Annotated in this window: 19 protein-coding genes; 11 read left to right on the forward strand and 8 right to left on the reverse strand. The window is 63.2% G+C overall.

The genetic code is table 11. The annotated features are described in order from the left end of the window. The first annotated feature begins 18 nt into the window (after positions 1–18). Together dsdC and H7R73_RS07450 are read left to right on the forward strand one after the other, a co-directional pair. Positions 19–963 (forward strand): DNA-binding transcriptional regulator DsdC, encoded by a 945-nt coding sequence (dsdC, locus tag H7R73_RS07445; RefSeq protein ID WP_103260490.1) that lies wholly within the window; start codon positions 19–21, stop codon positions 961–963. A 349-nt stretch (positions 964–1,312) separates the two neighbouring features. Next, entirely contained in the window at positions 1,313–1,720 is a 408-nt protein-coding gene (locus H7R73_RS07450) for an H-NS family histone-like protein (protein ID WP_010673634.1), read from the forward strand. 470 nt (positions 1,721–2,190) lie between these two features. Here the strand turns inward: H7R73_RS07450 and H7R73_RS07455 are convergent, their stop codons facing one another. From H7R73_RS07455 to recN, 7 genes are all read right to left on the reverse strand, one after another. Continuing rightward, positions 2,191–3,297, reverse strand: a complete 1,107-nt coding sequence (locus H7R73_RS07455) for a 3-deoxy-7-phosphoheptulonate synthase (RefSeq protein WP_103260489.1) — start codon at positions 3,295–3,297, stop codon at positions 2,191–2,193. Positions 3,298–3,547: 250 nt separating this feature from the next. Then, complete coding sequence (locus H7R73_RS07460; protein WP_103260488.1) at positions 3,548–4,354, reverse strand: siderophore-interacting protein; 807 nt, start codon at positions 4,352–4,354, stop codon at positions 3,548–3,550. Positions 4,355–4,486: 132 nt separating this feature from the next. Next, positions 4,487–5,860 carry an efflux transporter outer membrane subunit gene (locus tag H7R73_RS07465; protein WP_103260487.1) on the reverse strand — a complete coding sequence of 458 codons (1,374 nt, stop codon included), beginning with the start codon at positions 5,858–5,860 and terminating at the stop codon, positions 4,487–4,489. Next, positions 5,857–7,881, reverse strand: a complete 2,025-nt coding sequence (locus H7R73_RS07470) for a MacB family efflux pump subunit (RefSeq protein ID WP_103260486.1) — start codon at positions 7,879–7,881, stop codon at positions 5,857–5,859. The genes H7R73_RS07465 and H7R73_RS07470 overlap by 4 nt, the downstream gene beginning before the upstream one ends. Then, entirely contained in the window at positions 7,878–9,041 is a 1,164-nt protein-coding gene (locus H7R73_RS07475; protein WP_103260485.1) for an efflux RND transporter periplasmic adaptor subunit, read from the reverse strand. Before H7R73_RS07475 ends, H7R73_RS07470 begins: the two co-directional genes overlap by 4 nt. A gap of 194 nt (positions 9,042–9,235) precedes the next feature. Then, complete coding sequence (locus H7R73_RS07480) at positions 9,236–9,676, reverse strand: universal stress protein (protein ID WP_041213254.1); 441 nt, start codon at positions 9,674–9,676, stop codon at positions 9,236–9,238. A gap of 471 nt (positions 9,677–10,147) precedes the next feature. Beyond that, the gene (recN, locus tag H7R73_RS07485; RefSeq protein WP_042014248.1) at positions 10,148–11,812 is read right to left on the reverse strand and encodes a DNA repair protein RecN; all 1,665 of its coding nucleotides are present in this window, start codon (positions 11,810–11,812) and stop codon (positions 10,148–10,150) included. A gap of 306 nt (positions 11,813–12,118) precedes the next feature. Between recN and H7R73_RS07490 the strand changes: the two genes are divergently transcribed. After that, positions 12,119–13,276 carry a GGDEF domain-containing protein gene (locus H7R73_RS07490; protein WP_103260484.1) on the forward strand — a complete coding sequence of 386 codons (1,158 nt, stop codon included), beginning with the start codon at positions 12,119–12,121 and terminating at the stop codon, positions 13,274–13,276. A 24-nt stretch (positions 13,277–13,300) separates the two neighbouring features. Here H7R73_RS07490 and nadK read toward each other — a convergent pair whose 3' ends face one another. Then, the gene (nadK, locus tag H7R73_RS07495) at positions 13,301–14,185 is read right to left on the reverse strand and encodes an NAD(+) kinase (protein ID WP_103260483.1); all 885 of its coding nucleotides are present in this window, start codon (positions 14,183–14,185) and stop codon (positions 13,301–13,303) included. A 263-nt stretch (positions 14,186–14,448) separates the two neighbouring features. Here nadK and grpE point away from each other — a divergent pair, with 263 nt between their 5' ends. From grpE to H7R73_RS07535, 8 genes are all read left to right on the forward strand, one after another. Then, positions 14,449–15,024, forward strand: a complete 576-nt coding sequence (grpE, locus tag H7R73_RS07500) for a nucleotide exchange factor GrpE (RefSeq protein ID WP_029314044.1) — start codon at positions 14,449–14,451, stop codon at positions 15,022–15,024. Positions 15,025–15,307: 283 nt separating this feature from the next. Then, entirely contained in the window at positions 15,308–17,236 is a 1,929-nt protein-coding gene (dnaK, locus tag H7R73_RS07505; protein ID WP_010673646.1) for a molecular chaperone DnaK, read from the forward strand. 254 nt (positions 17,237–17,490) lie between these two features. Beyond that, positions 17,491–18,627, forward strand: a complete 1,137-nt coding sequence (gene dnaJ / locus H7R73_RS07510; protein ID WP_041214802.1) for a molecular chaperone DnaJ — start codon at positions 17,491–17,493, stop codon at positions 18,625–18,627. Between the two features lie 264 nt (positions 18,628–18,891). Continuing rightward, positions 18,892–20,382 carry a carbohydrate porin gene (locus tag H7R73_RS07515; protein WP_103260482.1) on the forward strand — a complete coding sequence of 497 codons (1,491 nt, stop codon included), beginning with the start codon at positions 18,892–18,894 and terminating at the stop codon, positions 20,380–20,382. Between the two features lie 111 nt (positions 20,383–20,493). Continuing rightward, positions 20,494–21,453, forward strand: a complete 960-nt coding sequence (locus tag H7R73_RS07520) for an aminoimidazole riboside kinase (protein ID WP_103261166.1) — start codon at positions 20,494–20,496, stop codon at positions 21,451–21,453. Between the two features lie 81 nt (positions 21,454–21,534). Next, the gene (locus H7R73_RS07525) at positions 21,535–22,899 is read left to right on the forward strand and encodes a sucrose-specific PTS transporter subunit IIBC (RefSeq protein ID WP_041214803.1); all 1,365 of its coding nucleotides are present in this window, start codon (positions 21,535–21,537) and stop codon (positions 22,897–22,899) included. Further along, positions 22,899–24,314 carry a glycoside hydrolase family 32 protein gene (locus H7R73_RS07530; protein WP_103260481.1) on the forward strand — a complete coding sequence of 472 codons (1,416 nt, stop codon included), beginning with the start codon at positions 22,899–22,901 and terminating at the stop codon, positions 24,312–24,314. The genes H7R73_RS07525 and H7R73_RS07530 overlap by 1 nt, the downstream gene beginning before the upstream one ends. A gap of 27 nt (positions 24,315–24,341) precedes the next feature. Further along, the gene (locus tag H7R73_RS07535) at positions 24,342–25,352 is read left to right on the forward strand and encodes a substrate-binding domain-containing protein (protein ID WP_041213247.1); all 1,011 of its coding nucleotides are present in this window, start codon (positions 24,342–24,344) and stop codon (positions 25,350–25,352) included. The last annotated feature ends 51 nt before the right edge of the window (positions 25,353–25,403 follow it).

Genomic DNA, 25,403 nt, shown 5'->3' on the forward strand with positions numbered 1-25,403 from the left:
AGAGAGGGAGGCCCAACCATGCAACGTGATGAGCACCCGGGGGTGAGGAGCAAGCTGCTCAGCAGCCATCAGCTCGCCAGGCTCCACACCTTCGAGGCGGCGGCCCGCCACGGCTCCTTTGCGCTCGCAGCCGACGAGCTCTCCTTGAGCCCAAGCGCGGTGAGCCACCGCATCTCGGCCTTGGAAGAGGCGCTCGGTTTTTTGCTGTTCCAGCGCTTTCACCGCAAGGTGGCCTTGACCACGGAGGGGCAGCGCATCTTCTGGGCCCTCACCTCCTCCCTGGAGTTCATCAATCAGGAGGTGCTGGAGATCAGGGAGCAGGCGCTGTCGGGCTCCCTGACGCTGCACTCGCGCCCCTCCATCGCCCAGTGCTGGCTGGTGCCAAGGCTCGCCGATTTTTCCCGCCGGCATCCTCACATCGAGCTCAACCTGCTGACGGGCAACGAGCACATCAACCTGCACGGCTACGGCATCGATCTGACCCTCAACTTCGATGCCAGAACCCCAACGGGCCTGGCCATCCACCCCCTGATGGATGAATACATGGTGCCGGTGTGCAGCCCGCAATACGCCAGCGACCACGGTCTGATGGGGGAGGTGGGGAATCTGCAGCAGTGCCGCCTGCTCCATGACAGGCAGGCCTGGGGCCAGGACACCGACAGCGACGAGTGGCGCACCTGGGGGAGTCACTGGCATCTCTCCCTGGAGGCTTGCGCGTCGCACATGGGATTTGATCGGGCGGATCTGGCGATCCTTGCCGCCACCCACCACGCCGGTGTCGCCATGGGGCGCAGGCAACTGGCAAGCCAGGCGCTGGCGAGCGGAGCGCTGGTGATGCCCTTCCCGGATATGGCGGTGCGCTGCGAGCCGCGTTATTACCTGGCGACCCTCCCTCATCGCCAGTGTCCCAAGATCCAGGCATTCATCCGCTGGATACAGGATCAGGCGCAAGGGGCATCCTGACACGGGACTTGGTTTATTGTCTGCGAAGGTCATGGCCATGAGCGCACTATTTGTACAATAAGGGCCGGCACTGCTGCTAAATGACCTGGCGCAGAGCGACGCGGGTAAGAGATAACAGCGTGAGCAACGGATGAGGTGAACCAGAGATTAACCGGGGAAAATAGAAAATAAAGTCTGTGAGAGTATTCCCAATAAGTATCAGGCAGGGAATTAACCACGGTGAATAATGTCCATATGGTGTCAGCGCTTTGCCGGATGGTATAAAAACATTATGTTGTTATCCAATGGGCATGCTATTCTCAAATCGTGTTATCCCTGTGACATACAAAAATAATTCTGTGAGGAAGTAATGAACGAGTTTCTGAAGGTTCTGCTGAACATTCGCAGCTTGCGCGCTGCCATTCGTGAACTGCCGTTTGAGCAACTGCAAGAAGCGAAAGAAAAGTTTGACCTGGTATATAACGAGCGTGCCGAGTCCGTTGAACAGGAACGCGCCGAACAGGAAGAGCGTCAGCGCAAACTGAATGAATTCACCGAAATGCTGCAACAGGCTGGTATCGATCCCCGTGAGCTGATCGGCAGCGTGGCGGCTCCGGCTGCGGCGGGCACCACCAAGAGCAAGCGTGCTCCCCGTCCTGCGAAATACAAGTATCAGGAAGACGGTCAGGAGAAGACCTGGACCGGTCAGGGTCGTATGCCCAAGGCCATCGCCGAGCAAGTTGCGCTGGGCAAGGATCTGAACGATTTCCTGATCTGATCGCCGGATCCGATTCTCGATAATGCCGCCTGCAGGGCGGCATTATTATTTTCAGAGTTCAGATGATGTCGCAGTAAAACCCAATTGCGCAGGTTACTCCGGTTAATTGGAGAGCCTCGTCTGGAATAGCCATAACCATCATGTGCCCAATAAAGGTGGCGCATCATCTTCCACGCCACCTCGCCACTTATACGCACTTAGGACTCATACAGCCCGTGTTTCTTCGTCCCTTGTGAGAAACGAACATGGATACCTGCTGTGACAGAATGAAATAGCGGCGGTGGATACTCATCTGTACGCCTGAGCGGCCCGTCTCTTTTTCATGCTGATGCATGACGCCCACCGCCTATTAATTTATCCCCTCTATTTATGGTCTGTTTGACACCGCTCTTCTGCGATATATCCGCACGATGCCGGACAACGTGCGGATGAGGCAGACACGGATTGGTGGCAAACAAATAAACCGAATGCTAGATGACGGGTTGTCCGAGTTCAGACTGAACGGCGTGTGTGTATTTTCTCCGGGTGCGGCGACGGGCCTGGACCGCCTCTGCCAGCATGGCAAGCAGGTGTTCACTCTCTTCCCAGCAGAGGCAGGCATCGGTCACTGACAGACCGTATTGCAGCTCACCCAGAGGAGCCGGTTTCTGGTTTCCTCCCAGCAAGAAGCTCTCGACCATGACGGCGGCGACGGCTTGGCTCCCTTCGCTCAGCTGGCGACAGAGCTCTTTGGCGACCTTCAGCTGGTTCGTGTGCAGCTTCTGGCTGTTGCCATGGCTGCAATCCACCATCAGGCGAGGGGGGAGTCCCTGACGGGTGAGGCGGTCTGCTGCCTCCGCCACATCGCTCTGGTGGTAGTTGGGTAGGATGCCGCCACGCAGAATGATATGGCCGTCGGGATTGCCTTCGCTCTTGATCACCACCATGCCGCCCTGGCTGCCGGGGGCGGTGAAGAGATGGGAGGCGGTACTGGCCTGGATGGCATCGATGGCGACCCGGATATTGCCGTCCGTACCGTTCTTGAATCCCACGGGGCAGGGCAGTGCGGAGGCCAATTGCCGGTGGACCTGAGACTCCGTGGTGCGTGCCCCGATGGCGCCCCAGCTGACGAGATCGGCGAGATAGAGAAAGCTGGTGGTGTCGAGGAATTCGGTGGCGGTGGCGAGCCCCAGCCCATTGATGTCGAGCAGCACCTGGCGTGCCAGATGCAATCCCCGATTGATGTCGTTGCTGCCGTCCAGGTGCGGATCGAAGACCAGCCCCTTCCAGCCCACCGTGGTGCGCGGCTTTTCAAAATAGGCGCGCATGACTATCTGAAGGCTGTCTTCATAGGCGGTGGCGAGTCGTGCCAGCCGCCCGGCATAGTCCAGGGCCGCGACGGGATCATGGATGGAGCAGGGGCCAATCACGACCAGGAGGCGATCGTCTTCACCTGCCAGGATCCGGCGTGCCTGATGGCGCTGGTTGTCGATGTGCCGGGCCATGTCGGCCGGACAGGGGTGCTGCGCCAGCAGCTCGGCAGGGGTGGGTAGCGCCTCTATGGCGAAGGCGCGCATGACCGAATTCAAAACTGCCATCTGGAGTTACCTTGCTGTGCATGTGTGCGATGGGGAACCCGTATGCGGCATCCTGTTGGGAGCAGACAGATTCACGGCTCATCGCAGTTGTTGAGAATGATTGTCATTATCTTGGTGTTTGTCTCAAATGCAAGTGCAATGAAATCGCCAGGCGAAGATGGGGGGAGAGAGAACGATGGCGGGGGAACCGCAGCAAAAGCAGGCCGCTCCCCGAGGGAAGAAGCCCGCCAGTCACAAGATAAAGAGGGGGTCAGCTGTCCATCACGGCGTGCCTGTCCTGGTGGTAGGCGTCTTCATCCTTGCCGCTGCGCCAGTAGGGGACTGCGTAGACCCGCTGGCGCTCGGCATCCAGGGTGCGTCTGACGTGGCGGCGTAGCGGCACGACCAGGTTCTCTTCCCCGCCAAACCAGAAATAGCTCCCCTCGGCGACCATGGCCTGGGCGGTGAAATACGCCACCAGGGTCGCGGCCTGTTCCGGATTGCCCACGAACCAGCGCAGGTCGACGCCGGCCGGCAGCGACAGATCCTGCACGTCGTCCTGATGGGGGACCAGCAGGGCGATATGGCCGAGGGCATGGGCCGGCATCACCTCCACCATGGCGCTGATGGCGGGCAGGGCGGTGAGATCCCCCGCCATGTAATAGTGCTCGGCCGTTTGCAGCATGGGGTCGGGGCCGCCCGGGCCCGAGATGGCGAGCCTGTCACCCGGTTTGGCGTGCAGGGCGAAACGACTGGCGGGGCCGGCCTCGCCGTGCAGGGCGAAGTCGATGTCGAGCTCCAGCGCCTCCCGGCGAAACGCACGTATGGTGAAGGTGCGAATGACGGGTTTCTGGGCGGGATCGAGCCAGCGAGGCCCCTTGTCGGTGGGGGTGGGCAACACTATCTCGCGCTGATCCGGTCGGGGCAGCATGATCTTGACATGAGCACCGCCACAGCTGAAGGGGTAGTCCACAAGCTCGGGGCTGGTCAGGCAGATTCGGCGCAGGTGCGGGCTCACATCCTGAACATGCTTGACGGTGAGCAGGCGGGGGCGATTGGCCGGGGCGGGTTGAGACATGGGCATACTCCTGGCTGATGATGGCGCCCATTCTTGATTAAATGAAAACTATTATCAATTAGTTTGTGGGCAGAATGGGTCGCGATTGACCTCCTCGGGACGTCCATCGCGATCCCACACTCTCTGCCTGGATCAGGTTCGATCGCTTCCCCCCAGTGCCCGATAGATGCCTGCCATGTTGTTGAGCTGGGCCTGCTGCTGTGCCAGCAGAGCGAGCTCGGCATCCCACAGGCGGTTCTGCTCATCCAGCCAGGGTTGCACCCCGGTGGCTCCGGCCAGGAAACGGGCGCCTGCCAGCCTTTCGGCCTCCCGGGCATAGGCCCTCTGCTGCTCCAGATAGCGCAGCCGCTGATCCCCTTGCTGACGGGCGGCCAGGCCATCCTCCACTTCCAGCAGCGCGGTATAGAGCTGCTTGCGAAACTCGGTTTCGGCAATCTGGTAGTCGATGTCGGCGCTGGCAATGGAGAGCCGGGTCTTGTTGTACTCGAGGAAAGGGAGCGCCAGCGTGGCGCCCAGGGTGCCGACTGGATTTTGCAGCACCTGGGTCAGGGTATCCGAGGTGGTGCTGGCACCGCCGGTCAGGCTCAGGGTGGGATAAAAGCCGGTGCGGATCTCGTCTCCCCTCGCGAGGGTCTTGCGCAGCCTGAGTTCGGCGGCGCGCACATCGGGCCGCCGGGCCAGCAAATCGGTGGGGATGCCGGCCGCCACGGACGGGATCGGGCCCATGATCAGGGCGTCGGGAGCGTCAGCGAGCGGCCCGCTGCTGCGGCCCAGCAGCAGGCGAAGAGCATTGCCCGCCTGTGCCCGCTGCTGGGTGAGGGTGGCGAGCTCCGCCTGCTTGCCTGCCTTCTGCTGGCTGGCCTGTACCAGATCGAGTCGGGTCACGGCGCCCGCCTCGTATTTGGCGCGGGTCAGGCGCTCAATGCGCTCCAGATTGGCCAGTTGCTGGGTGCCCAGGGTAATGGCCGAGCCGAGGTAGGCCAGCTGCCAGTATTGCTCCAGGGTCTTGCCGATGAGCAGCAATCGGGTGGCGGCCAGATCCTGTTCGCTGGCCTGTGCCTCCCAGCTCGCCTGATCCCTTGCCGCGGCCAGTCTGCCCCAGAGATCCACTTCGTAGCTGAGGTTGAGGGAAGGGCCCAGGTTGCTGCTGGCGCTGCCATCTTTCATGTTCTTGGTGCCGCTGGCCCCGAGATTGGCGCTGACCGAGGGGGTGAGGTTGGTGTCAGCCAGATCGGCGCCGAGCAGGGCATTCTTGAGCTTGAGCCCGGCCACCCGCATGTCCGGGTTGGCGGCCAGCACCGCCTCGACCAGGCGATCGAGTGCGGGATCCTGGAATCCCTGCCACCAGGGGCCAGCCTGCTGCGCGGTGAGATCCCGGCTCTCCTGCTGCCATGCTGGCGCCACGTCGAGATCGGGTCTGTGATAGGTGCTCTGCTGGCTGCAGGCACCGAGGCTGGCGGTGAGCATCAGGCTTAGCCCGAGCCTTGATAGGTTGTGCATCGTCATTCCCTCGCCAGTGCCTCCACCGGATCGAGCCTGGCCGCATTGCGGGCGGGCAGGTAACCAAACAGGATCCCGATGAGGGAGGAGCACCCGAAGGCCATCAGGATGGAGAAGAGCGAGAAGCGCATCTGGAAGCTTTCCACGAGCAGGGAGAAGAGAGCGCCGATGAGCAGGGCGAGGCCGATACCGAGCAGCCCCCCCAGCAGGCTGACCATCACCGCCTCGATGAGGAACTGTTGCAGTATGTCGGACTGGCGGGCGCCGACGGCGATGCGGATCCCTATCTCCCGGGTACGCTCCACCACCGAGACCAGCATGATGTTCATCACTCCGACGCCGCCGACGATGAGGGAGATCACCGCGATGGCGGAGACCAGCAGTGTCAGGGTGGCGGTGGTCTTCTCCACCGATTTGACGATGCTGTCGCTGCTGAAGGTGAAGAAGTCCTTCACGCCGTGGCGCTGGGTCAGCAGGGCGACTGCCGCCTGCTCGGCCAGGGCGGGCTGGACGCCGTCTTTGACCCGGATGGTGATCTGGGTGAAGTGCTGCTGGGAAAGGAGACGGCTCATGACGGCGCTGTAGGGGAGCCAGACATTGACCGACTGGCTGCTGCGGCCAAAGCCGGTCTCCTGGGTGACCACCCCCACGATGCGCACCGGCAGGGTGCCGACCAGCACCACCTGGCCGACCGGGTCCACCTTGCCGAGCAGGCTCTCTATGGTCTTGCCATCCACCACGGCGACTGCCGTCCGGTTTCGAATGTCCCGCTCATCGAGCAAGCGCCCCTGGGTGAGCGTCATCCCCTTGACCCGGAAAAAGTCGTTGCCGACCCCGATCACGCTGCCGCTGCTGGTCTTGTTGCGATAGCGAAGCTGGCCCGACGTCGCTATCTGGGGGCTGGCCCCCTCCAGATAGGGCTGGCCGAGCAGCGCGTCGAGATCCCGCTCGTTCAGGGTCTGGATGCTGGCGGCCTTCTCGTCTCCCCAGTCCTTGCCGGGGAAGATGTCGATGGTGTTGGTGCCCATGGCGTTGATGTCGTCGATCACCTTGGCGCGCGCCCCCTGACCCAGCGCCACCACGCTGACCACGGCGGCGATGCCGATGATGATGCCGAGCATGGTGAGGAAGGTGCGCATGCGATGGGCCAGCATGGCGTGCAGGGCCATGCGCCCCGCCTCCCGGTAGCGATCCCAGCCCCGGCTTGCGGTGCGGACGGCGGCGCCTGTGCTCTGTGCATCTTGCCCGACAGGGGGAGGGGCAAGCTGGCTGCCGTCACCTGGCTGCGGGTGGGCCGGCGTCCCGGATAGGGAGGGTGAGGCTGCGTTGTCATCGGTCGCCCGATGGCCGCTGTCCTCCACTACCCGCCCGTCACGCAGGGTGATGATGCGATCCGCATGGCTTGCCACCGCCATGTCGTGGGTCACCAGAATGATGGTGTGGCCCTGGGCGTGCAGCTCCTTGAGGATTGCCATCACCTCCTTGCCGCTCTGGCTGTCGAGAGCGCCGGTGGGTTCGTCCGCCAGGATCACCTCGCCGCCGTTGGCGAGCGCCCGGGCAATACTGACCCGCTGCTGCTGACCGCCGGAGAGCTGGCCGGGTCTGTGGTGGCTGCGATCCTGCAGTCCCAGGCGGGTCAGCAAGGAGCGGGCACGGGCCTGGCGATCAAGGCGGGCGGTGCCGGCATAGATGGCGGGGATCTCCACGTTGGCGGCCGCATCCAGATGGGGCAGCAGGTGATAGCGCTGGAAGATGAAGCCGAAGTGGTGGCAGCGCAGCCGTGCCAGGGAGAGGGCATCCAGGGTCGCGGTATCCTGGCCGCGAAACAGATACTGGCCGCCGCTCGGGCGATCGAGGCAGCCCAGCAGGTTCATCAGGGTCGATTTGCCGGAGCCGGAGGCGCCGACGATGGCCACCATCTCCCCGGCATCGATGGCGAGATCCAGCGGGTGCAGCACGGTCACTTCGTGCTCTCCGCTCTGGTAGCGCCGCTCGATGCCCTTGAGACGGATCAGGGGCTCGCTCACGGCTCCATCTCCCCTTCATCGTGCAGGGCCGGCTTGCCCTGCTCCAGGATCACCTTCTCCTGCTCGGTCAGGCCGCTCACCACCTCAATCTTGATGTCATCCTTCATGCCGGTCTTGATGCGGCGGATCTCTCTCTGGTCCCCCGCCTTGAGCAGGCGGACCTCGTACTCGTTGTCGCCAGTCTTCTTGCCGAGGGCGGTCTGGGGAATGGCCAGTACCTGCTTGCGCTCGCCGAGCACGATGGTGACCTGGGTCGTCATGGCGACCCGCAGCTGATGGCCGGGGTTGGGCACATCGAACAGGGCATAGTAGTAGATGGCCGCATTGCTGGTGGCCGTGGTGCTGGCCGTCTGCTCATTGATGTTGGTGGGGGCCAGCTCGACCGTGCGAAGGGTACCGTGGTAGCGAGTATCCGGATCCCCTATCAGGGTGAAATAGACCGGCATGCCCGCCTTGACCCGGGTGACGTCCGCTTCGGAGATCTGGGCCTTGACCGTCATGGTGTCGAGATTGGCGAGCTTGAGCAGGGTCGGTACCGTCTGGCTGGCGGCCAGGGTCTGCCCCTGCCGGGTGACGATGGAGACGACGGTACCATCCATGGGGGCCTGAATGCGGTTGTAGCCGAGCTCCGTCTTGGCGCGCTCCACCTTGATGATGGCGTTGTCGATGTCGGCCTGGGCGCTTTGCAGCTCGGCCCGGGTGACGGCAAGCTGGGCTTCGGCGCTCTCCAGATCCGCACGAGAGCTCGCTTCCTGCCGAAACATCTGCTGCTGGCGGCGCCAGGCAAGCTCGTTCTGTTTGAGCTGTGCCTGCTTGATCTTGAGCTGGGCGCGGCGGCTGGCCAGCTCAGCTTCGGCGGTCTTGAGGTTGTTCTGGGCGATCAGGGGATCGATCTCCGCCAGCAGCTCTCCTTGTTTGACCTGTTGACCCGCTTCCACCGCGAGATAGGTGACCTGACCCGAGACCTGAGCCCCCACATCCACCTGCTCGATGGCCTGCAGTACGCCACTGGCGAGCACCGTCTGCTCCACATCCTGTCGGGTAACCGTTGCGGTCAGTACCGGGTCCGGTGTGTTGCCTGGCCAGGCCAGCCAGGTGACGAGAGGGATCAGCACAAGGGCGAGCAGGGCGAGCTTGCCGGGTTTTCGAAGAGCTTTCATTTATCACCTGAACGAAACGAGCGAAGGCGTGCAAGGGCCATATCGTGCAGCAAATGGCCCTCAAAAAGAAGCGAGCAATGTGTAAGAAATCGTGTGGTTCTGGCGGTGACGCAGTGGAGGAGGTCAAGCTGGGGGAGGGTGACGGCGGGGCGTCAGAAACAAGAAGACCCGTTCAGGGAGCGGGTCTTGTGGTGTCAACCGACGGCTTTGAGCAAGGCGGCGTGAGGCTCGTGGCAGATCTGGATATCGAGGGGCAGTTTGTAGAGGAGCAGGCGGGCCAGCGAGCCCTCCATCCAGTGATGACGGCTGCCGACCAGCAAGAGGTCGGCGGGGTGAGCGGTCAGCCAGCGCTGGAGATCCGGCACCACGTCATCCACCACCAGGCACTGGTAATCCACTGGGTGAGACAGCTGGGTGATGAGTTCACTGATGATCGCCTTGGCATCCAGGGTGCCCTGGGGGCTGCGCTCCTCTTGTGACAGGGACAGACTATTGCGACGGGTCTTGCTGCTGTGGGTCAGGTGCAACAAGGTCAGGTTGGCGCCCAGCCCTTGTGCCAGACGGCTCGCCTTGGCCAGTGTCTCCTGCTCGTAATCCTTGCCTTCCAGCAACAGCACAATATTGGTCGGGCTCATAAGCAGTTCTCCTTGGCAGGTGCGGGTCAGACAGCGGAAGCGCGCTCCCATCCTCCCTTCCCGCGAAATGTCAGCTCAAACGAACCCGGTGTGTTTGCATCAAGCGTCACCTTCTGTCGATGGCAACTGAAGGTACCGAGTCCGTTTACATCATCATAACAGACTGAGTTGAATGGAAAATGAAGGGATGTGTCCGTTCGAAATGTGAATGAGTGCAACGAAGATGAGTGGCGTCCTGACCATGGCGATGGAAACCCGACTGGGTGATGACCAGGCTGGCAGGTTCAGACTGAGCATCAAGACACGTGCCGCGGATTAGCCAGGGCAGCCCCTCGTTCTTGCTTGCGGCTCACGGCATCGGCCAACCAGGCCGGCGCCGTCGGCAAGAGGTTTCAACTGGCCAGCGCGATGATGGCACGGTCAATCTGAAAGGGCCGACATGGACGGGAGGGCATCCCTCCCGCCCCGTGGTCAGCTTGCGAGCAACTCACGGGCATTGGCCAGGGTGTTGTCGGTGATCTGATCGCCCCCCAACAGGCGGGCCAGTTCGTTGAGCCGGGCGCCCGGGGTGAGCGCCTGCATCTGGGTTTCCGTTGTCTTGCCGTCGGTGTGTTTGCTCACCACCATGTGCTGGTGACCCTTGCCTGCCACCTGGGGCAGGTGGGTGACCACCATCACCTGGGTGGATTCGCCGAGCTGGCGCAACAGGCGGCCCACCACGGCGGCGGTCGGGCCGCTGATCCCCACATCCACTTCGTCGAAGATAAGGGTCGGGGTGGAGATCTTGCGTGCACTGATCACCACGATGGCGAGGCTGATACGCGACAGCTCGCCGCCGGAAGCCACCTTGCCAAGGGGTTGGATGGGCTGACCCGGGTTGGTGGTGACCATGAACTCCACCCGATCGATGCCAAGGGGCGAGAGGCTGCTCTGGGCATCGGGTCGCACCTCGATGGCGAAGCGGCCATCTGGCATCGCCAGTTCGTGCATGCTGGCGCTTACCTTCGCGCCCAGCTCCTCGGCATAGCGCTGGCGGCTCTGGCTCAGGGCCTCGGCGGCCTGCACGAAGGCCTGGCGGGCCGAGGCCAGCTCGTCCTCCATCCCCTCGAGGCGTTCCTCGTCGGAGTTGAGGCGGGCCAGATCGGCGGCCAGCTCCTGATGGTGCAGGGCCAGCTCCGCCGGTTTGACATGGTGCTTGCGTGCCAGGTTGATGGCCTTGGAGAGGCGGCTCTCCAGCTCGTTGAAGCGCTCTGGATCCAGTTCCAGCCGGTCGAGATAGCTGCGCAGCTCGCTGTGGCTCTCCTGTACGCCGATCAGGGCTTCGTTGAGCATGCCGAGCACGTTGCCAAGCCGGCTGTCCATGCCGACCAGGGTCTCGGCCCTGTCCACGGCCGTCTGCAGCAGACCGGCGATGGTGGTCTCTTCATTGTCATAGAGCAGATCGAGGCAATACCCGCACTCCTGCATCAGCTCGGTGCCATTGGCGAGCCGCTGATGCTCCTCTTCAATCTCTTCAAACTCTCCCGGCTGAAGGGCAAATTCGTCCAGCTCCTGCACCTGGTATTCGATGAGTTGACGGCGGGCTTCCCGCTGCTGCTGCTCGGCCTTGAGCCGGTTGAGCTCGTTTTGCAACTGGCGCCACTGCTGGTAGTGGCGGCGCACATCGTCGAGGAGCAGATGATGACCGGCGTAGCCGTCCAGCAGGGCGAGCTGGTAATCGGGTTTGAGCAGCATCTGGTGAGCGTGCTGACCGTGGACATTGACCAGCAGTTGACCCAGGTTCCTGAGCTGGGCGAGGGGGACGGGAACCCCGTTGATATAGCTACGAGAGCGCCCCTCGGCGGACAGTACCCGCCGGACGATGCACTCACCGTCATTTTCAAGCTCGTTGGTGGCGAGCCAGGCCCGGGCGGCAGGATTACCCTCCAGCAGGAAGCGGGCACTCACCTCGGTCTTGTCGCTGCCCGGGCGCACCATGCTGGCTTCGGCGCGCTCCCCCAGGCACAGCCCCAGAGCATCGATGGCGATGGATTTGCCCGCCCCGGTCTCCCCGGTAATGCAGGTCATCCCCGGTTGCAGATCGAGCTCGAGAAACTTGACGATGGCGAAGTTGTTGACGGTCAGCTGGGTCAGCATGGTCTCATCCTGTATGGGTCAACATTACTGTGTATGCATCCAGTATATACTGGTCTTATATACAGTAAAGTGGGCAGGGAGGATTTTTGCGAAACAGGGGGAGGGCAAGGATGTCAAGGCCGCGGCATGAGTGTGACGCCGATCAGATGGCCTGCAAAATCAACCTGCGTACCTGGCATGGGCTGAGGCGATGCGAGAAGCCACCTTGAGGGGCTCTCTTGTGGTGAGTGGCTGGCTGAGACACACTCGAAACAGTCCTGGTTGAGCCTGGGCTGTGTACAGACCTCTTCGCAAGGATGCGTCAAGATGATCCATACCCCAACCCTGCTGCTGATCTCCCTGGCAATCAACCTGATGTCGGGGCTGATCATGTTGTTCATCCACTCCCTGAAGCCGGGTCGAGGCAACTTTCTGTACTGGTCCCTCTCCGCTTTTCTCTTCTCCCTCTCCATCCTGCTGCTCAGTCTGGGGGTATTGGGAGGGTATCCGGCGCTGGGCATCCGGGTCGGCGGCCTGGTCTCGATCATGAGCATCCTGCTGTTGCTCGCCGGTTTTTGTGCGCTTTACGAGCGCGCATGGCATCCCCGTGCCGTGGGGGGAGGCGTGGCGGTGTTGCTGCTGCTCTATCTGGGACTGTCCAGCCTCGCCCCCGTGCGCATTGTGCTGGCTCTGATGGAGTCGATGTTGTACCTGTGGTGCGCCTGCCTCATCGTCTCTCTCGGCCGGCAACAGAAGCGGGTGCTCCATGTGGTGGCGCTCATTTACCTGCTGCATTTCACCATCCTGCTGAGTCAGGGGGGGCTGCTCTTGCTGGGAGCTGAAGGGCGGATGGGAGACGGAGGCTGGCTCGATCTCATCTTCTTCATGCACATGGTGCTGACCATCGGCTCGGTGTTGCTGCTGCCTCTGGTGGCCTATGTGGAGACGGAGGAGGCATTGCTGGCGCTCTCGGAGCGGGATCCCCTCACCGGGGTGCTCAATCGGCGCGGTCTCTTCAGGCAGGGAGAGGGGGCTACGCCTGGCCAGACGCGCTGCGTGGTGGTCCTGGACATCGATCACTTCAAGCGGGTCAACGACCAGTTTGGTCACGGCTGCGGGGATGAGGTCATTCGCTATGTGGCCGGGGTGCTGGTGGCCGAGGTACGCAAGGATGATCTGGTGGGGCGCATCGGTGGCGAGGAGTTCGCCATCATCATGGGGGGCGTGAGCGGCCAGATGGCCCGCGACATCTGTGACCGGATCCGCCGCCAGATAGAGACGGGCTCCCGGCAGGGGGCCTGCCTGCCGTGCGAGGGGGTTACGGTGAGCATGGGGGTCGTGTGCGCCAGTGCCGAGGCTGACCTGGCACTGATGCTGACCAAAGCCGATGCTGCCATGTACCGGGTGAAGGAAGCGGGGAGAAACGGGGTGCATCTGGCATTCGAGCCGGCACTGCCTCGGCTGGTCGAAAGCAGCGAGGGGTAGACCCTCGCCACCGGTGTTGCCTGGCTAGAAGAGCTTGCTGCCCCAACCGAGCTTGTTGCGCAGCACGTGGAAGTAGCTGTAATCCAGCGGATGCACCAGATGCAGCTTGTGGCTGCTCTTTTTGATGAGGATCTCGTCCCCCGGGTGGACCGCCAGGGTGACCTGGCCGTCGCAGCTCACTTGCATGGCGTCGTCCTGGTTGTCCGGCGAGACCAGCAGCCGCACTTCGCTGTCCGCATCCAGCACGATGGGGCGGCTGCTCAGGGTGTGCGGGAACATGGGCACCAGCGTGATGGCGTTGAGTTTGGGGGTGAGAATGGCGCCCCCTGCCGACAGGGAGTAGGCGGTGGAGCCGGTGGGTGTCGCCACTATGATGCCGTCCGAGCGCTGGCTGTACATGAAGCTGCCGTCGATGTAGACCTCGAACTCGATCATGTGGGCGATCTTGCCCGGGTGAAGCACCGCCTCGTTGACCGCGAGGTTGCTCGACTTGCGCTCCCCGTGGCGATAGACGGCGGCCTCCAGCAGGAAGCGATGCTCGCTCTTGAAGTGACCCGAGAGCACCTGCTCCAGGGGCAGCAGATAATCCTGGGGCGAGAGATCGGTCAGGAAGCCGAGGTTGCCCCGGTTCACCCCGATCACCGCCACATCGAACCGTGACAGCACCCGGGCGGCCCCCAGCATGTTGCCGTCACCGCCGACGACGATGGCGAGATCCGCCTGCTCGCCGAGCTGCACCAGATCCATCACGTTCTCCCCGACCAGCCCCAGGGTATGGGCCACCCGGCTCTCCAGCAGCACACGAAAGCCGCGGCTGGTCAGGTACTGATACAGGCCGGTCAGGGTCTGGTTGGCCCCCTCGTGATGGGGCTTGCCGATGAGGGCAACGGTTTTGAACGGAGAATCCATAGGTTATCGGGTCTGGGAGAGTCTTGGGGGGAGTATACCGCGCTTTGCCGGGGATTTGTCTGCCTCCGTGGCAGTTGGTGCAATCGGCCCCGAAAAGGGGCTGCCTGGCACGCGGATGGGCGCCATTGTGCCTGATCTGCCCTTTTCCCCTTGAAAGCCGGGGCTGTGTCCCCATAATAGCGCCAACACAGGGTCTGCTGGCGCGTGTCGCTTGTCTGAACGCCAGCCACCCTCACACGCAACCCCTGAATATTGGAGATGTCATGAGCCACGAAGAACAAAAGGTTGAAGCGATGGAGCAAGTGGAAGCCCAGCCAGTCGAGCCGACCGATGTAGACAGTGAAGTGACAGCCGAGCAGGCCCGCATCGCCGAGCTGGAGGCCCAGCTGGAGGCGGCCCAGCAGGCCTCCCTGGAAGAGCGGGAGCGCGCCATTCGCGCCGTCGCCGAGATGGAGAACCTGCGTCGCCGTGCCGCTCAGGACGTGGAGAAAGCCCACAAGTTTGCACTGGAGAAGTTCGCCGCAGAGCTCTTGCCGGTGCTGGACAACCTGGAGCGCGCCATCGAGCTGGCGGACAAGGAGAACGACACCCTCAAGCCGATGATTGAAGGGGTCGAACTGACCCTGAAATCCATGCAGAGCGGCGTGGCCAAGTTCGGCCTGGTGGCGCTGGACCCGACCAACCAGCCGTTCGACCCCAATGCCCACCAGGCCATGAGCATGGTGCCCAGTGCCGATGTGGCGCCGAACACAGTGATCGCCGTGATGCAGAAGGGCTACGAGCTCAACGGCCGCGTCATCCGCCCGGCCATGGTGATGGTCTCCAAGTCCGCTGACTGATCACGCTGTTCTCACCAAGCCCGCCGCTTGGCGGGCTTTTTGTTGGATGTGGCGCCAAAAGACGTGTCTGGCGTCATTTGGCTGTCAAGTGGCCTGTATGCAGGTTTTTTCAGGGCCGGACTTGAAGCGCCGACTTGAGACCCCATATAGGTTGCAAGGCCACGGCGGCACAAAAAATTTGATGCCGGGAGCTTGAAAGCCACAGTGGCAGGCCCCACCTAGCCGTTAACGTATCAAGGCGAGCCCCTCGCCAGTTTATTCAAAGTATTTGGAGATTCGTCAAATGGGTAAAATCATCGGTATTGACCTGGGTACTACCAACTCCTGCGTCGCTATTCTGGATGGCGACCATGCTCGCGTGATCGAGAACGCGGAAGGCGACCGTACTACTCCGTCCATCATTGCCTATGCCGATGACGGCGAAATCCTGGTTGGTCAGCCGGCCAAGCGCCAAGCCATCACCAACCCGAAGAACACGCTGTTCGCCATCAAGCGTCTGATCGGCCGTCGTTTCGAAGATGACGAAGTACAACGTGACCTGAAAATCATGCCTTACGCCATCGCCAAGGCCGACAACGGTGACGCCTGGGTTGAAGTGAAAGGCAAGAAAATGGCACCGCCGCAGATCTCTGCCGAAGTGCTGAAAAAGATGAAGAAGACCGCCGAGGACTACCTGGGCGAGCCGGTGACCGAAGCCGTCATCACCGTACCGGCCTACTTCAACGACGCCCAGCGTCAGGCCACCAAGGATGCCGGTCGCATCGCCGGTCTGGACGTCAAGCGCATCATCAACGAGCCGACTGCGGCTGCGTTTGCCTACGGCGTCAACAAGGTCAAGGGTGAGCGCAAGGTTGCTGTATATGACTTAGGGGGCGGTACCTTCGATATCTCCATCATCGAGATCGACGAAGTCGAAGGGGAAACCACCTTCGAAGTACTGGCGACCAACGGTAACACCCACCTGGGTGGTGAAGACTTCGACAACCGCGTCATCAACTACCTGGTTGACGAGTTCAAGCGCGAGCAGGGCATCGATCTGCGCAATGACCAGCTGGCTCTGCAGCGTCTGAAAGACGCCGCCGAAAAAGCCAAGATCGAGCTCTCTTCTGCCCAGCAGACCGACGTGAACCTGCCGTACATCACAGCAGATGCCACCGGTCCGAAGCACATGAACATCAAGGTGACCCGCGCCAAGCTGGAATCCCTGGTGGAAGACATGGTGAAAGACTCCCTGGAGCCGGTTCGTGTCGCCCTGAAAGACTCCGGTCTGGCGGTTGGCGAGATCGACGACGTCATCCTGGTGGGCGGTCAGACCCGTATGCCGCTGGTTCAGAAGACCGTGGCCGACTTCTTCGGCAAAGAGCCGCGCAAAGACGTCAACCCGGACGAAGCCGTGGCCATGGGTGCTGCCATCCAGGGTGCCGTACTGTCCGGTGACAAGACCGACGTACTGCTGCTGGACGTGACTCCGCTCTCCCTGGGGATCGAGACCATGGGCAGCGTGATGACCGCGCTCATCGAGAAGAACACCACCATTCCGACCAAGAAGTCCCAGGTGTTCTCCACCGCCGAAGACAACCAGTCTGCCGTGACCATTCACGTGCTGCAGGGTGAGCGCAAGCGCGCAAGCGACAACAAGTCCCTGGGCCAGTTCAACCTGGAAGGCATCCGCCCGGCACCGCGCGGTCTGCCGCAGATCGAAGTGACCTTCGACATCGACGCCAACGGCATCCTGCACGTCTCCGCCAAAGACAAGGAGACCAACAAGGAGCAGAAGATCACCATCCAGGCCTCTTCCGGTCTGTCTGATGACGAGATCGAACGCATGGTACGCGAAGCCGAAGCCAACGCGGCCGAGGACAAGAAGTTCGAAGAGCTGGTGCAGGCCCGCAACCAGGCTGACGGTCTGGTCCACTCCGTGCGCAAGCAGGTCACCGAAGCCGGTGAAGCTCTGCCTGCCGACGAGAAGACCAAGATCGAGACTGCCCTGAGCGAGCTGGAATCCGCCATCAAGGGTGACGACAAGGCTGCCATCGAAGCCAAGCAGCAAGCGCTGCTGGAAGCGTCCCAGAAGCTGATGGAGATTGCCCAGCAGCAGGCTCAGGCGCAAGGCGCCGCCGGTGCTGACGCCGGTCAGTCCTCCTCTTCTGCCAAGGCTGACGACGACGTGGTCGACGCCGAGTTCGAAGAAGTGAAAGACGACAAGAAATAAGCCCGACCCGGATGGGCGAAGTCCGCTTCGCCCATCGGCTCAGAATCTGTTCACGGTCTGTCGCGAGAGGCCGTCAGCAAGGTAAAGAGCAGCGCAGGAACCGGAGCGTATAGATATACGTGAGGATCCCGAGCAGCACATGAGCCTTGATCACGGCTTCGTAGTAAGAGTGTGAGCAGATTCGTCAATGAATTTACGGGCGTTGGGTAACCAACGCCCGTCTGCGTAACTGCTGATATAGCAACAGGATGAGTATGTCGAAGCGCGATTTCTACGAAGTGCTCGGGGTGTCGAAAGGTGCCGACGAGCGCGAGATCAAGAAGGCGTACAAGCGTCTGGCCATGAAGTATCACCCGGATCGCAACCAGGGTGATGCCGGGGCTGAAGAGAAGTTCAAAGAGGTCAAGGAAGCCTACGAGGTCCTGACCGACGAGAACCTGCGTGCCCGTTATGACCAGTACGGTCATGCCGGGGTGGATCCGAGCCAGGGTGGCGGCCACGGCGGCTTTGGCGGTGGCGCCGATTTCGGCGACATCTTCGGCGACGTGTTTGGCGACATCTTCGGTGGTCGCGGGGGCGGTCGTCGCGGCCCGGCCCGTGGCTCCGACCTGCGCTACAACATGGAGCTGACGCTGGAAGAGGCGGTGCGCGGGGTCTCCAAGGAGATCAAGATCCCGACCCAGGTCCACTGCGAAGTCTGCAACGGCTCCGGTGCCCATACCGGCAGCTCCGCCCAGACTTGCCCCACCTGCCACGGCTCCGGCCAGGTGCAGATGCGCCAGGGCTTCTTCGCGGTGCAACAGCCCTGCCCCCACTGTCACGGTCGCGGCAAGATCATCAAGGATCCGTGCCGCAAGTGCCATGGGGAAGGGCGTTACCAGAAGACCAAGACCCTGTCGGTCAAGATCCCGGCCGGGGTCGATACCGGGGATCGCATCCGTCTCTCCGGCGAAGGGGAAGCGGGGGAAACCGGCGCATCGGCGGGGGATCTCTACGTACAGGTTCACGTGCGCGAGCACGAGATCTTCGTCCGTGACGGCAACGACCTCTACTGCGAAGTGCCCATCAGCTTCACCACGGCGGCGCTCGGCGGCGAGATTGAAGTGCCGACCCTGGATGGTCGGGTCAAGCTCAAGGTGACCCCGGAGACCCAGACCGGCAAGCTGTTCCGCCTGCGGGGCAAGGGCGTCAAGTCCGTGCGCTCCGGCCAGGTGGGGGATCTGATGTGTAAGGTGGTGATCGAGACTCCGGTCAAGCTGACCGAGACCCAGAAAGATCTGCTACGCCAGCTGGACGACTCCTTCAGCGGCGCCGCTGCCAAGACCCACAAGCCGAAATCCGAAGGCTTCTTCGAAGGGGTGAAACGCTTCTTCGACGACCTGACCAAATAAACGCGACCCGCGTTACCCAAGCCGGCACGGATGTGCCGGCTTTTTTTTGCCCGCCATCTGGCCTGGATCCCCCCTTATTGAGTGGATCCCGATGAGGGATCCTCCTCACAACTTCCGCCAATTCCCCCTGTACAAATGTTATCCCGCTCACACTCTTGCTGAAACGGTTTAGCTGGCATATTGAGTCAGCTAAAGCGGTTTAGCTATCCTCGGCTCGTCAACAACAACAGAGCCCGGACGGGCGACAGAAGACAGGTGAGGACGATGACGATGTTCAAGAGCAAGTTGGCGCTGGCCGTGGCGCTGGGATTGGGAATGAGCAGCCCGCTGTGGGCGGCGGATGACGGTATCGAAGCCAGGCTGGCGGCGCTGGAGGCGCGGGTGCAGGCGGCCGAGGCGCGCGCCACCGCTGCCGAAGCGCGGGCCGATGAGGCCCAGAGCAAGGCGAGCGAAGCCCGCGAGACCGCCGCCGTGGCCAAGGCCCAGAGCGAGAAGGTGGACAAGCAGACTGCCGGGGCCCAGGGCTTCGAGTTCCACGGCTATGCCCGCTCGGGCCTGCTGGTGAACGGCAACGGCAATGGTGGCCGCGGCGGCCCCTACATCACCCCGGCCGGCTCGGTGGGCGGCGCCGTGGGTCGCCTTGGCAACGAGGATGACACCTACATGGAGGCCAACCTGCTGAAGACCCAGACCTTCGATGATGGCAGCTGGGCCCGCTACAAGCTGATGCTGGCGGACGGGGTGGAGACCAGCAACGACTGGACCGCCAGCGATTCCAGCCTCAACACCCGCCAGGTGTTTGCCGAAATCGGCGATCTGGCGAGCTTCAGCGGTCCTTTCCAGCACTCGGTGCTCTGGGCGGGCAAGCGCTTTGACCGGGACAACTTCGACATCCACTGGCTCGACTCGGACGTGGTCTTCCTGGCCGGCACCGGCGGCGGCGTCTACGACGTGCAGCTGGCCGACAGCTGGAAGGCGAACTTCTCCCTCTACGGGCGCGACTACGGCGACATCAGCGCGAGCGGTCTCTCCGACATCGAGAGCTACATCCTCACCATGAACAACCGCGTTGGCAGCTGGCAGTGGATGCTCAACGGCCTCTCCGCCAAGGACAACGAGGCGCGCATCAATGACGGCGGCGCGGGCAGCGAAGCGGCGAACAAGGGGGCCCACACCCTGGTGGCCTACCACGCCGACAGCTTCTTTGGCATCAACCCCGGTTTCTCCAAGGCGGCTGTGCTGTATGGCCACGGTCTGGGTGCCGAGGTCAAGGGGCTGGGCTCCGACAGCGAGCTGCTGCCGGATGCCGATGCGGTGCGGGTCGCCGTGTTTGGTGCCACCGATCTTGCGCCCCGCTGGCGTGTCGCCCCGGCCCTGCTGGCCGAGCACAGCCAGGATCGTTACGTGAAGGGGGACGAGTACCGCTGGGTGACCCTCAATGGCCGCCTGGCCCAGGTACTGAGCCAGAACGTCGAGCTGGTCTACGAGGCGACCTGGCAGTACATGGACCTCGATCCCAAGGGCTACAAGGGTCGTCAGGCGGTGAGCGGCGATTTCACCAAGCTCACCTTCGCGCCGACCTTCAAGGCGCAGACCGCCGGTTTCTTCGAGCGGCCCGAGCTTCGGGTGTTCGCCACCTGGATGGACTGGTCCTCCGAGCTCGACAACTACGCCAGCTCCGATGCCATGGGCCAGAGCAACTTCACCGCCGGGGGCGAGTGGAACTTCGGCGTGCAGATGGAAACCTGGTTCTAGTTCGTTATCCCGATCACAAAAATGGCAGGCGGCCCCGGGATCTGTTGGTTAGCTAAAACGGTTTAGCTGATAATGCGGACCCAGAACCCGGGGCTGACCCCGGCAAATCCTGTGCAGCAGTGGAGTAGCAACAAGGTGACGAATCGTGTGTGGGTAATGGGGGATGCGGTAGTGGACTTGATCCCGGAAGGGGAGCAGCACTACCTCAAGTGTCCGGGTGGCGCACCGGCCAACGTGGCGGTGGGCGTTGCCCGGCTCGGCGGGGAGTCGGCCTTCATTGGCCGGGTCGGCGCGGATCCCTTCGGCCGCTTCATGGGGGAGACCCTGGCCAGGGAGGGGGTCGACATTCGCCACCTGATCCTGGATCCGGCCCATCGCACCAGCACGGTGCTGGTGGATCTCGATGAGGCGGGGGAGCGCAGCTTCACCTTCATGGTGCGCCCGAGCGCCGATCAGTTCCTGAGCCCCGCCGATCTGCCGGTCTTCCAGGCCGGGCAGTGGCTGCTGACCTGCTCCATTGCGCTCGCCAACGAGCCGGTGCGCAGCAGTTGCCTGCAAGCCATGGCGACCATCCGGGCCGTCGGGGGGCGGGTTTGCTTCGACCCCAACCTGAGGCCAGAGGTGTGGGGCAACCCTGCCGAGATGCTGCCCGTGGTGCGCGAGGCCATGGCCCTTGCAGACGTGGTCAAGCTCTCGGTGGAGGAGCTGCAACTGCTGAGCGGTCTGGACGATCTGGCGGCGGGGCTTGCCACTCTTTCAGGCCCGGCCCTGGTGCTGGTGACCCGGGGGGCGGGGGGCGTGGTGGCCCGTCTGGGTGGCGAGTTGCTGGAGTGGGTGGGGCCCAAAGTGACGCCACTCGATACCACGGGGGCGGGGGACGCCTTCGTCGCCGGACTGCTGGCGGCCTTGGCCGAACGGACCTCGCTGCCGACGCAGGCCGAGCTGCCCGCCATCCTGGCTCAGGCCCACGGCTGCGGGGCGCTCGCCACCACCGCCAAGGGGGCCATGACGGCACTGCCCACCCGCACCCGGCTGGATGAATTTTTGCGATCAGGCGCAGACGGCTGTTGATCCGCGGCTAGAACCGCGGGTCGACAGACCCTACTCTCATGTGACATGGGCCCGCCGACGGCGGGCCATAAGAGGAAGAATATGAATATCAGTGCGATAGCCCAGGATCTGGTGCCCCTGCTCGGGGGCAAGGAGAACATCGTCAGCGCCGCCCACTGCGCCACCCGGCTGCGGTTGGTGCTGGCGGACGACAGCAAGGTGAACAAGGCCGCCATCGACAAGCTGGAGGGGGTCAAGGGGTGCTTCAGCAACGCGGGCCAAATTCAGGTGATCTTCGGCACCGGCCTGGTCAACAAGGTCTATGCGGAGTTCGTCACCCTGACCGGGACCGGCACCGCCAGCAAGGCGGAGCTGACCGACATGGCGACGGCCAAGCTCAACGTGGCCCAGCGTCTGGCGCGGACCCTCTCCAACATCTTCGTACCCATTATTCCGGCCATCGTCGCCTCCGGCCTGCTGATGGGGCTGCTCGGCATGGTGCGCACCTACGGCTGGGTCAACGCCGACAGCGCCCTGTTCGTCATGCTCGACATGTTCAGCTCGGCAGCCTTCATCATCCTGCCGATCCTCATCGGTTTTACGGCGGCGCGCGAATTCGGCGGAAACCCCTATCTGGGGGCGACGCTCGGCGGCATTCTCACCCACCCGGCCCTGACCAACGCCTGGGGCGTGGCCGGGGGCTTCAAGACCATGGACTTCTTCGGCCTGGATGTCGCCATGATCGGCTACCAGGGCACCGTCTTCCCGGTGCTCCTGGCGGTCTGGTTCATGTCCCACCTGGAGAAGCAGCTGCGCAAGCGCATCCCTGACGCCCTGGATCTCATCCTCACCCCGTTTTTGACCGTCATCATCACCGGCTTCGTGGCGCTGCTCTTCATCGGCCCCGCCGGGCGGGTGCTGGGGGATGGCATCTCGTTCGGTCTGAGCGCCCTCTATGAGCAGGCAGGCTGGCTGGCGGGGCTGGTGTTTGGCGGCACCTATTCGCTCATCGTCATCACCGGCATCCACCACAGCTTCCACGCCATCGAGGCGGGGCTGCTGGCCAACCCTGCCATCGGCGTCAACTTCCTGCTGCCCATCTGGGCCATGGCCAACGTGGCCCAGGGCGGGGCTTGCCTCGCGGTCTACTTCAAGACCCGGGACGTGAAGATCAAGGCCATCACGGTGCCGGCGGCCATGTCCTGCCTGCTCGGCATCACCGAGGCGGCGATCTTCGGGGTCAACCTGCGCTACATCAAGCCCTTCCTGGCCGGTCTGTTTGGCGGGGCCTGCGGCGGCGCCTACGTGGTGGCGGCCAAGGTCGGCATGACGGCGGTGGGGCTGACCGGCATCCCCGGCATGGCCATCGTCCAGCCCATGAGCCTCATCCACTACGTCATCGGTCTGGTGATCGCCTTCGGCGCCGCTTTCGCCGCCTCCTACCTGCTCAAGTACAAGGTGGAGTGATGAAGGAAAGCCATCTCCTGAACCAGGTTGTCCGGTCCCTGCTGGCCGGACAGCTCAAGGCGGCGGCCGATCCCCATCGGCCCCGCTGGCACCTGGCAGCCCCGGTGGGGCTGCTCAACGATCCCAACGGCTTTATCGAGCACGACGGGCACTACCATCTTTTCTACCAGTGGAACCCGCTCGGTTGCGAGCACCGCAACAAGGGCTGGGGGCATGTCACCTCCACCGATCTGCTGCACTGGCAGCATGAGCCGGTGGCGCTATTGCCCACCGAGGCCTATGAGAGCCACGGCTGCTATTCGGGCTCGGCGGTGAGCGATGAGCAGGGGCGTCTGACCCTTATCTACACCGGCAACGTCAAATACCCGGACGGCAGCCGCACCGCCTACCAGTGTCTGGCCCGCGCCGACGGTGCGGGGGGCTTTGCCAAGCTGGGCCCTGTGCTGGACCTGCCCGCAGGCTACAGCGGCCATGTGCGCGACCCCAAGGTGTGGCACGACGGTCGGCAGTGGCTGATGGTGCTGGGGGCCCGCACCCTGGACGATTGGGGTGAGGTGCTGCTCTATCGCGGTGACACCCTGGATGCCTGGACGCTGGTGGGGCCCATCGCCGGCAGCGGGCGCGGCGGTCTCGGGGAGTTTGGCTACATGTGGGAGTGTCCGGACCTCTTCCCCCTGGGAGATCGCCATGTGCTGATCAGCTGCCCGCAGGGGATTGCCCCGCAGGGAGAGGATTATCGCAACCTCTACCAGTGCGGCTGGCTGGCGGGTGATTTCGACGGCGAGCGCTTCGAGCACGGGGCCTTCCATGAGCTGGACCGGGGCTTCGAGTTCTATGCGCCGCAGACCACTCAGGACAGTCAGGGGCGGCGCCTGCTGTTCGGCTGGCTGGGCTTGCCGGAGGAGAACGAGATGAGCCAGCCCACTCTCGAGCACGGCTGGATCCACCAGATGAGCTGCCCGCGGGAGCTGTTCTGGCAGGATGAGTGGCTCTGCCAGCGGCCGGTGGCAGAGTTGGACGCCCTGAAAGGGGAGCAGACCCGCTTCGAGGGGGCACCGGACGAGCTGCCTGCCCTGGCCATCGACTCGGCCTGGCTCGATGTGGCGCTGTGCGGTGAAGGGCGCCTCGGGTTCGGGGCCGTGGTCGAGCTGGTGTGGCAGCCGGGGCGTCTTGTCCTGCGGCGCCAGAACTGGCAGAGCGGGGAGTGGGAGGAGCGAAGCGCCCCCTGGCTTGGGGGCAAGATCACCGTCTTGTGTGACCGCTCCAGCCTGGAGTGCTTCGTGGATGGCGGTCGCCAGAGCTTGTCGACCCGTTACTTCCCCGGCGAAAACCCAGTACTTTCCGCACGTTGTGGTGGTGATGGCAGCAAAATTTGCCTCGATCACTGGCCGCTGGCGGCCTGCCTAGTACAATAGCCCGGTCTCAGTGTGCCGGGAGGTCAGGTGGAGAAGAAGAAACGGATCACGATTGCCCAGATAGCCACGCTTGCGGGGGTCTCCAAGGCCACCGCCAGCCTGGTGCTCAACGGCAAGAGTGCGGAATACCGCATCGCCGACGATACCCGCAAGCGGATCCAGGCGGTGGCGGACGAGTGCCACTATCAGCCGAGCATCCACGCCCGCTCCCTGCGGGAGGTGCGCAGCTACACCTGGGGGCTGGTGATCCCCGACCTCACCAACTTCGGCTTCGCCAGCATTGCCCGTGCCCTGGAGGCCCGCTGTCGGGAGGCGGGGATCCAGCTGCTCATCGCCTGCTCCGAGGATGACCCCACCCTGGAGCAGCGGGTGGTGGACAACCTCATCAGCCGCCAGGTGGATGGCCTCATCGTCGCCTCCAGCGGCCACAGTGACGACATCTATGCCCGCATCCACGACCGCTTGCCGGTGGTGCAGCTCGACCGCCACATCGGTGAGTCGCGCCTGCCCATGGTGATCTCGGACGCCTGCAAGGCTACCGCCGAGCTGGTGCAGGATATGGCCGAGGATTGCGGGGAGGAGATCTACTACTTCGGCGGTCTGCTGGATCTCTCCCCCAGCCGCCACCGGCTGGCGGGTTACGAGCTCGGGTTGCACCGGGCCGGGCTGGAGGCCACTTCAGACCGGGTCCGCCACCGTGACTACCAGCCGAGCTCGGGCTATCAGCTGATGTCTGAGCTGGTGGACGAACTCGGGGCACCGCCGAAGGGGCTTTTTACCGCCTCTTTCACCCTGCTGGAGGGGGTGCTGCGCTACCTCAACGAGGCGGAACTGATGGAGACCGGCATGCGCCTGTGTACCTTCGACGATCACGATCTGCTCGACTGCATCCCCATGCGCATCGATTCCGTGGCCCAGGATTGCCCGGCCCTGGCCCGGGCCGCCTTCGAGATGATGCAGCAACTCATCGCGGGCAATCCCCCTGCCCAGACCGCCCAGGTCATCAACCCCAGGGTGCGCTGGCGCAGCCGCCGCTAGGCACACGGCTTCCCTTTCCTGTGAAAAAGCCCCGCCGGATCCGGCGGGGCT

It is taken from the genome of Aeromonas sp. WP2-W18-CRE-05 (genome assembly GCF_014168615.1).
GTDB classification, from domain to species: Bacteria; Pseudomonadota; Gammaproteobacteria; order Enterobacterales; family Aeromonadaceae; genus Aeromonas; species Aeromonas caviae.

Excerpts from the sequence above, each read along its gene's own strand:
- grpE (WP_029314044.1), top strand. The coding sequence starts at position 14,449 with ATGAGCCACGAAGAACAAAAGGTTGAAGCGATGGAGCAAGTGGAAGCC.
- H7R73_RS07475 (WP_103260485.1), bottom strand. The coding sequence starts at position 9,041 with ATGAAAGCTCTTCGAAAACCCGGCAAGCTCGCCCTGCTCGCCCTTGTG.
- H7R73_RS07460 (WP_103260488.1), bottom strand. The coding sequence starts at position 4,354 with ATGTCTCAACCCGCCCCGGCCAATCGCCCCCGCCTGCTCACCGTCAAG.
- dnaK (WP_010673646.1), top strand. The coding sequence starts at position 15,308 with ATGGGTAAAATCATCGGTATTGACCTGGGTACTACCAACTCCTGCGTC.
- recN (WP_042014248.1), bottom strand. The coding sequence starts at position 11,812 with ATGCTGACCCAGCTGACCGTCAACAACTTCGCCATCGTCAAGTTTCTC.
- H7R73_RS07530 (WP_103260481.1), top strand. The coding sequence starts at position 22,899 with ATGAAGGAAAGCCATCTCCTGAACCAGGTTGTCCGGTCCCTGCTGGCC.
- nadK (WP_103260483.1), bottom strand. The coding sequence starts at position 14,185 with ATGGATTCTCCGTTCAAAACCGTTGCCCTCATCGGCAAGCCCCATCAC.
- H7R73_RS07465 (WP_103260487.1), bottom strand. The coding sequence starts at position 5,860 with ATGACGATGCACAACCTATCAAGGCTCGGGCTAAGCCTGATGCTCACC.
- H7R73_RS07450 (WP_010673634.1), top strand. The coding sequence starts at position 1,313 with ATGAACGAGTTTCTGAAGGTTCTGCTGAACATTCGCAGCTTGCGCGCT.
- H7R73_RS07455 (WP_103260489.1), bottom strand. The coding sequence starts at position 3,297 with ATGGCAGTTTTGAATTCGGTCATGCGCGCCTTCGCCATAGAGGCGCTA.
- dsdC (WP_103260490.1), top strand. The coding sequence starts at position 19 with ATGCAACGTGATGAGCACCCGGGGGTGAGGAGCAAGCTGCTCAGCAGC.
- H7R73_RS07490 (WP_103260484.1), top strand. The coding sequence starts at position 12,119 with ATGATCCATACCCCAACCCTGCTGCTGATCTCCCTGGCAATCAACCTG.
- dnaJ (WP_041214802.1), top strand. The coding sequence starts at position 17,491 with ATGTCGAAGCGCGATTTCTACGAAGTGCTCGGGGTGTCGAAAGGTGCC.
- H7R73_RS07515 (WP_103260482.1), top strand. The coding sequence starts at position 18,892 with ATGACGATGTTCAAGAGCAAGTTGGCGCTGGCCGTGGCGCTGGGATTG.
- H7R73_RS07525 (WP_041214803.1), top strand. The coding sequence starts at position 21,535 with ATGAATATCAGTGCGATAGCCCAGGATCTGGTGCCCCTGCTCGGGGGC.
- H7R73_RS07480 (WP_041213254.1), bottom strand. The coding sequence starts at position 9,676 with ATGAGCCCGACCAATATTGTGCTGTTGCTGGAAGGCAAGGATTACGAG.